This is a genomic window from Planococcus antarcticus DSM 14505 (genome assembly GCF_001687565.2).
Classification (GTDB): Bacteria; Bacillota; Bacilli; order Bacillales_A; family Planococcaceae; genus Planococcus; species Planococcus antarcticus.
Window position 1 is genome coordinate 550,439 of the sequence record NZ_CP016534.2, and the last position, 9,562, is coordinate 560,000.

The 9,562-nt window shown below is 44.1% G+C and carries 13 protein-coding genes (1 of these 13 only partly in view); all 13 read left to right on the top strand.

From position 1 onward, the window contains the following. Window positions 1-1,158 (top strand): alanine racemase, encoded by a 1,158-nt coding sequence (alr, locus tag BBH88_RS02870; RefSeq protein WP_065536183.1) that lies wholly within the window; start codon window positions 1-3, stop codon window positions 1,156-1,158. 43 nt (window positions 1,159-1,201) lie between these two features. Then, complete coding sequence (locus BBH88_RS02875; protein WP_006830188.1) at window positions 1,202-1,486, top strand: hypothetical protein; 285 nt, start codon at window positions 1,202-1,204, stop codon at window positions 1,484-1,486. Window positions 1,487-1,490: 4 nt separating this feature from the next. Then, window positions 1,491-1,841, top strand: coding sequence for a type II toxin-antitoxin system PemK/MazF family toxin (locus tag BBH88_RS02880; protein WP_006830187.1), 351 nt, complete (start codon window positions 1,491-1,493; stop codon window positions 1,839-1,841). A 168-nt stretch (window positions 1,842-2,009) separates the two neighbouring features. Further along, a complete protein-coding gene (locus BBH88_RS02885) occupies window positions 2,010-2,837 on the top strand; it encodes an RsbT co-antagonist protein RsbRA (protein ID WP_006830186.1) in 828 nt (275 codons plus the stop codon). Beyond that, window positions 2,837-3,199 carry an STAS domain-containing protein gene (locus BBH88_RS02890; RefSeq protein ID WP_006830185.1) on the top strand — a complete coding sequence of 121 codons (363 nt, stop codon included), beginning with the start codon at window positions 2,837-2,839 and terminating at the stop codon, window positions 3,197-3,199. The genes BBH88_RS02885 and BBH88_RS02890 overlap by 1 nt, the downstream gene beginning before the upstream one ends. A gap of 2 nt (window positions 3,200-3,201) precedes the next feature. Then, window positions 3,202-3,603, top strand: a complete 402-nt coding sequence (locus BBH88_RS02895; protein WP_006830184.1) for an anti-sigma regulatory factor — start codon at window positions 3,202-3,204, stop codon at window positions 3,601-3,603. A gap of 12 nt (window positions 3,604-3,615) precedes the next feature. Beyond that, a complete protein-coding gene (locus BBH88_RS02900; protein WP_006830183.1) occupies window positions 3,616-4,617 on the top strand; it encodes a PP2C family protein-serine/threonine phosphatase in 1,002 nt (333 codons plus the stop codon). Window positions 4,618-4,715: 98 nt separating this feature from the next. Continuing rightward, window positions 4,716-5,045, top strand: a complete 330-nt coding sequence (locus BBH88_RS02905; RefSeq protein WP_006830182.1) for an anti-sigma factor antagonist — start codon at window positions 4,716-4,718, stop codon at window positions 5,043-5,045. A 1-nt stretch (window position 5,046) separates the two neighbouring features. After that, window positions 5,047-5,517 carry an anti-sigma B factor RsbW gene (gene rsbW, locus BBH88_RS02910; RefSeq protein ID WP_006830181.1) on the top strand — a complete coding sequence of 157 codons (471 nt, stop codon included), beginning with the start codon at window positions 5,047-5,049 and terminating at the stop codon, window positions 5,515-5,517. Beyond that, on the top strand, window positions 5,495-6,277 hold the full coding sequence (sigB, locus tag BBH88_RS02915; protein WP_006830180.1) for an RNA polymerase sigma factor SigB: 783 nt from the start codon (window positions 5,495-5,497) through the stop codon (window positions 6,275-6,277). Before rsbW ends, sigB begins: the two co-directional genes overlap by 23 nt. After that, window positions 6,277-6,876, top strand: a complete 600-nt coding sequence (locus tag BBH88_RS02920) for a PP2C family serine/threonine-protein phosphatase (RefSeq protein ID WP_006830179.1) — start codon at window positions 6,277-6,279, stop codon at window positions 6,874-6,876. The genes sigB and BBH88_RS02920 overlap by 1 nt, the downstream gene beginning before the upstream one ends. A gap of 188 nt (window positions 6,877-7,064) precedes the next feature. Further along, window positions 7,065-9,230 carry a Tex family protein gene (locus tag BBH88_RS02925; protein WP_006830178.1) on the top strand — a complete coding sequence of 722 codons (2,166 nt, stop codon included), beginning with the start codon at window positions 7,065-7,067 and terminating at the stop codon, window positions 9,228-9,230. Between the two features lie 22 nt (window positions 9,231-9,252). Further along, window positions 9,253-9,562: the 5' portion of a SprT family protein gene (locus BBH88_RS02930; RefSeq protein WP_065536182.1), read on the top strand. The gene runs 143 nt beyond the window's last position; 310 of the gene's 453 nt are visible here — the first part of the coding sequence; its start codon is at window positions 9,253-9,255; its stop codon lies beyond the right edge, outside the window.

Genomic DNA, 9,562 nt, shown 5'->3' on the forward strand with positions numbered 1-9,562 from the left:
ATGACGGAACATTATCGACCGACAAAAGCGGTCATTGATTTAGGTGCAATCAAAAAGAATCTGGTGGCTTTTCAACAAAAGAGCGGGGATGCTCAAGTAATCGCAGTAGTAAAAGCGGATGCTTATGGGCACGGAGTTTTAGCAGTAGCAAAGACGGTAATCGAAAATGGCGTCAGTATGCTGGCAGTCGCAACTCCGGATGAAGCGCTTTTTTTGCGCAACGAAGGCATCGAAACTGAGTTGCTGGTAATGGGTGCAACCCCATCTAGTTTTATTCCAGTCGCGCAGCAACGCAATATAATCGTCACTGCAGTTTCTTTAGAGTGGTTGTCAATGGCAGCGGTTCAGTTGTCTCCGGATTTGAACGAGCTAAAAATTCATTTAAAAGTAGACACCGGCATGAGGCGCATCGGCATTCAATTGGATGAAGTAGACGAGGCCTTTGGTTTTATCGCTGATCATGATTTTGCCTTTCAAGGCATCTTCACACATTTTGCGACTGCCGACGAAAAAGATTCTTCGCTGTTTCATGAGCAGGTTCACGCGATGAATAGCGTCATCGATATATTGGAGGATCCTTCTGTTATGGTCCACGTTTCCAATAGTGCTGCTGCTACCATGCATCCGGAATTGGCTTGCGATGCGGTGCGCATCGGAATTTCGCTATATGGCATCGCACCTTCGCCTTATGTGGGAGAGGAAATGGACTTTAAATTATATCCAGCTCTCAGCCTAGAGACGGAAATCATTCACGTGAAACAAATAAAAACTGGCGAAGGGCTGAGTTACGGCGCTACTTACCGTGCCGAACAGGATGAATGGATTGCGACTTTGCCAATTGGTTATGCGGATGGCATGCTGCGTGGGCTGCAGGGGCAAGACGTTTTAGTGAAAGGGCAGCGCGTGCCGGTGGTAGGGCGGATTTGCATGGATCAATGCATGATACGCCTTTCTGAAAAGTTACCGGTTGGAGAAAAAGTGCAATTAATTGGACACCAAGGCGGGCAGCAGATTTTCATTGATGAATGGGCACGTAGACTGGAAACAATCCCGTATGAAATTCCCTGTATTTTAACAAAACGAGTGCCGCGGATTTACTCGGATAGTACCGAAGTTTCCAATTTACCTTTTCAGGAGCCTGATATAATGTTAAGATGAGAAAGATAAAGACATAAGAACGGGATTTTCGGAGGTGTCGGCTGTGTACGAGAAGTCAAAAACAAAAGAAGTGGTTGTAAAATTGCCAAAACAATTTATTTCGGAGTTGACAACTCATTCAGATGAACGTGTTCAAGAAAGTGGAGATTTTATTTATGTTTCCACGCATCGGGTGACAAAGAATCTGTACAACTCATATCATATTCGGGAAGCGATGATCAAGGGCTACGTAGAGATGTCACAGATCAATCTATCGATTGCTTGTGAATGTTCTCACGCTGAGTACGAAGCGGAGCACACGACAGTGCGACTCGTAAGCGGAGGGTGACAACTTGATTGTAAAACGCGGGGATGTTTTTTTTGCAGAATTATCACCGGTCGTCGGGTCTGAGCAAGGTGGGACCCGTCCTGTCCTGGTGATTCAAAATGATATAGGCAATCGTTTCAGTCCTACTGTAATCATTGCTGCAATTACAGCGCAGATTCAAAAAGCTAAATTGCCGACTCATGTGGAGATCAACGCCAAGAGGTATGGCTTTGAGCGTGATTCAGTTATTCTGCTTGAACAATTGCGGACCATTGACAAGTCTCGACTGACCGATAAAATCACTCAACTTGATGACACGTTGATGGAAAAAGTGGACGAAGCATTGGAAATTAGCGTTGGCCTCGTGAAATTTTGAGCATACATACTCCTTCAAAGACACCTTGAGAGTTTTTCTCGAGGTGTCTTTTTTTAGGGGATAGACTTGCCGACAAAAAAGATGTGAAAAAAACGAATTTCCGATACAATAAAGGGTAGTAGATAAAATTTAAGATACATAGTGTCGCAGGGAGGGTTTTTAACCAGTATGAATAACCAGATGGCTCAACATATACAGGGCAACTTAACCGAAATCATTTCGCAATGGCAGGAAAAAATGAAGAGCGAGCAAAATGAACGTTCTTTTCAGGTGATGCCTCAAGAATTGATGAATCAAACCAGCCATGAGTTCGCGGAGTTGATGATTTCAAATTTACTTGAAAGCCATCAAGCCTATGAAAGCCAATTGAATGATTTTGCTGAAAAAGTGGTTCGCATCGGATGGTCCGTTACGTTCGTGACAAAAGCAATTGGTAATTTTGCTGAAATTGTTTATGAAAGTATGAGCAATGAAGGAGTTATTCATGAAGGCAATATTGCTGCTTATGTAAAGGAATTCAGTAATTGGATATCACCAATTCGTGAGAGCACGATTCAGGCATACGCCAAAACATGGGAGCGTACCGTCAGCTTGCAAAAGATTGCCCTGCAGGAACTCTCAGCATCACTTATTCCTGTCTTCGAAAAGGTATCAGTTATGCCATTAGTCGGAACAATCGATACAGAGCGAGCAAAATTGATTATGGAGAATTTGCTAGAAGGTGTCGTAAAGCATCGGGCAGAAGTCGTATTGCTCGATATTACCGGTGTTCCTGTAGTGGATACAATGGTCGCTCATCACATTATCCAAGCTGCAGATGCTGTCCGTCTGGTCGGAGCAAAGTGCATGCTCGTCGGAATTCGTCCCGAAATTGCCCAGACAATCGTTACGCTCGGCATTAATTTGAATGATTTTACAACAACAAGCACTTTGCAGCGAGGCGTGGAACAGGCATTGGCTTGGACAAATCGGAAAATTGTGGAGGTTGAAGACTGATGAATTTTAGAATTCCAATTTTAAAGTTAAGAGACACATTAATTGTTTCGATCCAGTGGGAACTTGATGACCAGACAGCCCTTCAATTCCAGGAGGATTTATTGGCAAAGCTGCACGAAACAAGTGCACGCGGCGTCGTGATTGATTTGACGTCTATTGATTTTATCGACTCATTTATTGCGAAAGTTCTGGGGGACGTCATCAGCATGTCAAGCCTGATGGGGGCCAGAGTAGTCATTACCGGCATCCAACCAGCAGTTGCTATCACTTTGATCGAGTTGGGAATTCGACTTGAAGATGTTATGACAGCACTAGATCTAGAAAATGGTTTGGATAAACTTCAATTGGAATTGGAGGCTTAAAAATGAGCGACCAGTCCTCGGTGGAAATTTTGACAGAATGGGATATTGTTGCTGCAAGACAACTCGGACGCAATGTGGCGAAAGAGCTTGGCTTTGGTACAGTTGACCAGGCCCGTATTACGACGGCCATCAGCGAGCTTGCTCGCAATATTTATTTATATGCCGGCAAAGGCAGAATTGAAATTCAGCAATTAACTGAAAATGGCATCAAAGGGATTTTAATTATTGCTGCAGACAGTGGTCCTGGAATACCAGATATTCGCAAAGTGATGGAAGATGGCTTTACGACTTCTGGTGGATTAGGAGCGGGACTTCCAGGAGTCAAGCGGTTGATGGATGATTTTAAAATCGAAACAATTTTAGGCGAAGGTACAGATATAAGAGCTACCAAGTGGCTTCGTTAGGGGGAACGCCCGATGGTTCAAGAAATTGAGAATCAATATAAAGAGATTCTAAATGAATACATGAAAAAACAGACGGAACAGAATTTGTATGTCGGCCAAAATTTCAGTCGGCAGCTTATTCTGGAAAATATTGCTCCAGAAGACGTCATCAGCATGCACAAAGTGGCAATACAAGAGCTTTATGGTGAGTTGCCGGATGTCGTATGGCATTCTTTTGATTTTCTGATTGAAATGATGATCAATTATGGGTTGGCACTTCAGGAACGGCAAAGCCTCTTAAAGCAGCAAGAAGAGCTGAAAGTGGAAATGGATTTGGCTGCGAATGTTCAGGAAACGTTGCTAAAAACTAAATTGCCTTTACTTGAAGGTTTGGATATCGGTCTTCTGTCTATTCCTGCGCGAAAAATGAACGGAGATTATATTTACTTTGTCAGTGATCATGATGGTTATGCTGGGGTGGCTATTGCAGATGTAATTGGCAAAGGCCTTCCGGCTGCTCTTTGCATGTCCATGATTAAATTCGGCATGGACAGTTTGAATAGTTCACATGCGCTGCCAAAAGACGTATTGAGCGTTATCAACCGGATTGTTGAGAAAAGTGTTGATGATTCGATGTTCGTTTCCATGTTCTACAGCAATTACGACTCTAAGCAAGCGCGATTGACTTATGGCTCGGCAGGACACGAACCGGCTATCATGTATCGCTCCAAAGACAAGGAGTTTGTTGAGCTGCACGCAAAAGGTCTGTTGCTGGGCGTCTCTCCGGCGGCTGTCTATGAAGAACATACGGTTGATTTGGAAAAAGGCGACTTGGTGATCATGATGACAGATGGCGTAACAGAAGGCCGGAACGACGAAGGCTTTATTGAGCGTGAAGTTATTTTTGAATTGGTTGAACAGAAAAAAAACGAGTCTGCACAAACGATTGTACAATACGTTTATGATGAGCTTGAACGTATGCAAAACGCACAGTTTCAGGATGATTTTACACTAGTGATCTATAAAAAAGTGTAAGGCAAGGTTTAATTGTGCATAAATTGTGGTATTAGAGCTTAGAACAGCTTTTGCAAAAAAGCGGGATTGAATTCAAAAAAACGGGGTGTCGAATCACAATGAATATTCAAGTAGACTTAACGGAGTCGAACAATGTCCTGAAGGGCTTTGTGCACGGGGAAATCGATGCACATACCGCACCGGTTCTACGTGAAAAATTAGAAGCTTATCAGAATCACCAAGGTTTAAAGGCAGAGTTGGATCTTTCCGACGTTGATTATATGGATAGTACAGGATTGGGAGTTTTCGTAGCTTTTTACAAGTCGGTCAATGCAAATGGTGGCCATGTGAAGTTAAAAGGACTCTCTGCACGATTAAAACGGCTTTTCGATATCACAGGTTTAGGCGATATTATGGATATCGAATCCGCCGCGAAGGAGGGTAACTGACATGCGCCCTTTCGATTATGTGGAAATGAGAGTTCCTGCTAAATCCCAATACGTAGGTGTTGCAAGACTGACCATTTCGGGTCTGGCAAGCCGTATCGGTTTTTCGTTTGACGATATAGAGGATTTGAAAATCGCTTCAAGTGAAGCGGTGACCAATGCAGTTCAACACGCTTACGCAGAAGGTGAAGAAGGCGAAGTCGTCATCGGTTGTGCACTGTATGAAGATAAGATTGAAATTATGGTAGCAGACCACGGCCAAAGCTTCAATTTTGAAGAAACTAAGGCAAAAGTAGGTCCTTACCACGATCAAGAAGAAGGTGCTTTTCTTCGTGAAGGAGGTCTCGGCTTGTATTTAATTGAAACATTAATGGATGAAGTCAAAGTTCACCATCAAGAAGGAGTAACAATCTTCATGACAAAGCATGTTGAAGGAGAGCAGGTGGAGAAGGATGTCGAAACAGTCTCATCCTAACCAGCCTACTAAAGAGCAGGTGCTTGAGTGGATTGAAGCTTATCAAAAGACAGAAGATGAAGAAGCCCAGACAAATTTAGTGTTGAATTATAAGCGTCTTGTTGAATCCATTGCGCGAAAATACTCTAATGGTAAATCTTACCACGAAGACATCGCGCAAGTAGGCATGTTGGGACTTTTAGGAGCCATTAGGCGCTATGATCCTTCATTCGGTCGTAGCTTCGAGGCTTTCGCCGTGCCTACAATTATCGGCGAAATCAAACGCTTTTTGCGCGATAAAACTTGGGCAATCCATGTTCCGCGGCGCATAAAGGAATTGGGGCCACGTATCAAAGCGACGGTGGAAGTGCTGACAACAGAGCTTCAGCGTTCACCGCAAGTGTGGGAAATCGCCGAATATCTGGATGTTGAAGAAGACGATGTTCTGGAAGCAATGGAAATGGGCAAAAGCTATCAGGCACTTTCAATGGACCACTCTTTAGAGGCGGATTCAGACGGCAGTACAGTTACATTATTTGACGTAGTCGGACAAGAAGATGATGGATACGAGAAAGCGGATCAGCGGATGCTTGTAGCTGAAGCGATGAATGTGCTTTCTGAACGAGAAAAGCAGATCATCCAATTCACTTACATAGAGCAGCTGAGCCAAAAAGAAGCCGGAGACAAACTCGGTATTTCTCAAATGCATGTTTCCCGTTTGCAAAGAAAAGCCATTAAAAAACTTCAGGAAGCTATTCTCGCGGCCGGTGGGGTTTCGTAGTGGAGAAAATTCAGCATAGTTTCGTAAATGCTTTTATTTTCAACGAAGCAAAAAAAGGGAATTTTGAATCCGGCGACAGCTATCACACTGTGTTGACGGACGATTATTTCATTTGCTCTGTAGCCGATGGATTGGGAAGTGGTCCTGTGGCGCGTGAATCGTCTCAAGTCATTCCCGAAATTTTACGAGAATATCACCATGAAACAATTGATCAATTAATGTATCGCTTTAACGGATTGATGCTCCAAAAACGCGGGGCTGCCGTAGCCATCTTTAAAGTCGACTTTAATAAAAAAACGCTTGAATACAGTTGTGTCGGCAATATCCGATTTTACCTATACCGCAAAGCGACAGATGAGATCATCTATCCGCTGCCGGTAATGGGATATCTGTCAGGACGACCGCAGAAATTGCGCACTCAGCTTTACACATACGAGGAAAACGATTTGTTCCTGATTCATTCCGATGGAGTGGATTTAAGGAATCCGAAAGCCATGATGCGTAAAGCTGCAGTTCCCGAGCAATTATACCGTGACATCTTGGCATCTATTCAAACGGGTGACGATGCAACATTTATAGCAGGAAGCCTTCTCAAATGAGATGGTTTCTTTTTTTGTTTGCTGGAGAATTATATTTCAAGATTTGCTTTAAGGGGATAGCTTGGTGGCTTAAAAGAGTCTTTCGGGATTGTGTACAGAACACGCAGTTGCATTAGTTGCTTGGCTCTGGCACGCGTACACTTTTCTGAATGTGTTAAAATAAAAAGGAACTGAAAGGAAGTGTCCAGATGGAAATGCAGCAGATACACGCTTTGATTGCTAAAGAAACTAGCGTGAGGAACAACCAGGTCGCGCAAGTCATCGCATTGATTGAAGATAGCAATACCGTGCCTTTTATCGCACGTTACCGAAAAGAAGCAACCGGATCTTTGGATGAAGTCCAGATCAAAGCAATTGATGACCGGTATACATACATTCAGAATTTAGAGCAACGGAAAATAGAAGTGATTCGTTCTATCTCGGAACAGGAAAAGTTGACAGATGAACTTGAAAAGACAATTCACAATGCCACGGTCCTGCAGCGTGTCGAAGATTTATACCGGCCATACAAGCAGAAGCGCCGTACTAAAGCGACCATCGCGAAAGAAAAAGGCCTGCAGTCATTGGCGGATTGGCTAATGGAGCCTGGCAATGAAAAATTATCCGATAAAGCGCTGCTATTTGTAAACGAAGAATCGGGTGTCGCGTCAGCAGAAGAAGCAATTCAAGGAGCACAGGATATTTTGGCAGAACTATTTGCGGATGATCCGGATATCCGTGAAAAAACCCGCTACATGACACGTAAAGACGGAACAATTGCTACTGTTGCCAAGAAAAATCACGAGGACGAGAAGCAAGTCTTCCAAATGTATTATGAATACGAAGAAGCCATTCAGAAAATTGTGCCGCATCGTATTTTGGCCATTAACCGCGGGGAAAAAGAAGATGTCTTGAAAGTTTCCATCAATCCACCGGTCGACCGCATCGTAACATTGATGAAAAACAAATGGATGAAACAGGCGCGTTCGACAAGCGAAGTGGTCGCTATAGCTATTGAAGACAGCTATAAGCGGTTGATTCAACCGTCAGTTGAGCGGGAAATCCGAACTGAATTGAGTGAAAAAGGAGAAACTCAAGCTATCCACATCTTTTCCGAAAACCTGCGGAATCTACTATTGCAACCACCGATGAAAAACAAAATGGTATTGGGTGTCGACCCGGCTTATCGGACAGGATGCAAGCTGGCAGTCATCGACGAGACAGGTAAAATGCTGGAAGTTGCAGTCATTTATCCGCACCCACCTAAATCAGATCAAGCCGGCTCGAAGAAAATCATGGAACGTTTGACGGCCAAATACCCGATTGAGATCATGGCAATCGGCAACGGTACCGCGTCGCGCGAGACCGAACAGTTTGTTGCGGACTTCCTGTCAGAAACTTCAGCGGACATTTCGTATGTTATCGTCAATGAAGCGGGTGCCAGTGTCTATTCGGCATCTGATATCGCACGTGCCGAGTTCCCAGATCTGAAAGTTGAGGAGCGAAGTGCGGCATCGATTGCACGCCGTCTGCAGGATCCATTATCTGAACTGGTGAAAATCGATCCGAAAGCGGTCGGTGTTGGACAGTATCAGCATGACGTCTCTCAGAAGAAGCTAGCAGATCAGCTGACCTTTGTCGTAGAGACAGCCGTTAACCAGGTTGGTGTCAACGTCAATTCGGCATCTTCTTCTTTATTGCAATACGTGGCTGGCTTAAGCAAAACCGTAGCAGAAAATGTCATCAAGGTCCGCGATGAGAATGGCCGCTTTACTTCACGTGTCCAGCTGAAAAAGATTCCGCGTTTAGGAGCAAAAACCTATGAACAGGCGATTGGATTCTTACGGATTCCAGAAGGCAAGAATTCACTCGACGCAACAGGGATTCATCCGGAGAGCTATGACATAGCGGAAAAGCTATTGAAGCTAGTGGGCGAAGACAAAAAATCTGTCGGAAAAACAGGCGTCTCCGAAAAATTAGAGACGCTAGAGTTATCTGGGTTAAGCGAGACGTGGGGCGTCGGGGAAATCACTTTAAAAGATATTGTGGATGCACTAAAGAAACCGTTCCGTGATCCACGCGATGAATTCCCACAACCTCTGTTGAAGAACGATATTTTGAAGATGGAAGATCTGCTGCCAGGCATGGAAGTTCAGGGAACTGTCCGTAATGTCGTCGATTTCGGCGCATTCGTTGATATTGGTGTAAAGCAGGATGGCTTGGTACACATCTCGAAATTGAAAAAAGGTTTTGTGAAGCATCCGCTGGAAGTGGTAGCGGTCGGAGACATTGTCACGGCTTGGGTGGAAAAAGTGGAAAAAGACAAAGGGCGCATTGCCTTAACGATGCTACAGCCGAAAGAGCAAACTCTTTAACATTGAACATAGGGGAGTTAATATGACGAACGAAGAACTAACAGGACTGATCAAGGAGATTTCACTGGCAATATTTCATAAGTCGTTCCGCCATGAAGGTCTTTTCAATTCTCGGTTGCGAACCACAGGAGGCAGATACTTGTTGCGTTCCCACAATATTGAAATCAATCCAAGCTCCTACGAGAAGTTTGGCTATGTTGAACTCGAAGGCATCATCAAACACGAACTCTGTCATTATCATCTTCATATAGAAGGTAGGGGATATAAACATCGCGACAGGGACTTTAGAGAATTGCTGGAAGAAACAGGAGCGCCGCGTTTTTGTTCGATGC

What these genes read in the sequence shown, in the direction of transcription:
- alr (WP_065536183.1), top strand. Translation starts at nt 1, where the DNA reads ATGACGGAACATTATCGACCGACAAAAGCGGTCATTGATTTAGGTGCA.
- BBH88_RS02885 (WP_006830186.1), top strand. Translation starts at nt 2,010, where the DNA reads ATGAATAACCAGATGGCTCAACATATACAGGGCAACTTAACCGAAATC.
- BBH88_RS02890 (WP_006830185.1), top strand. Translation starts at nt 2,837, where the DNA reads ATGAATTTTAGAATTCCAATTTTAAAGTTAAGAGACACATTAATTGTT.
- BBH88_RS02895 (WP_006830184.1), top strand. Translation starts at nt 3,202, where the DNA reads ATGAGCGACCAGTCCTCGGTGGAAATTTTGACAGAATGGGATATTGTT.
- BBH88_RS02900 (WP_006830183.1), top strand. Translation starts at nt 3,616, where the DNA reads ATGGTTCAAGAAATTGAGAATCAATATAAAGAGATTCTAAATGAATAC.
- BBH88_RS02905 (WP_006830182.1), top strand. Translation starts at nt 4,716, where the DNA reads ATGAATATTCAAGTAGACTTAACGGAGTCGAACAATGTCCTGAAGGGC.
- rsbW (WP_006830181.1), top strand. Translation starts at nt 5,047, where the DNA reads ATGCGCCCTTTCGATTATGTGGAAATGAGAGTTCCTGCTAAATCCCAA.
- sigB (WP_006830180.1), top strand. Translation starts at nt 5,495, where the DNA reads ATGTCGAAACAGTCTCATCCTAACCAGCCTACTAAAGAGCAGGTGCTT.
- BBH88_RS02925 (WP_006830178.1), top strand. Translation starts at nt 7,065, where the DNA reads ATGGAAATGCAGCAGATACACGCTTTGATTGCTAAAGAAACTAGCGTG.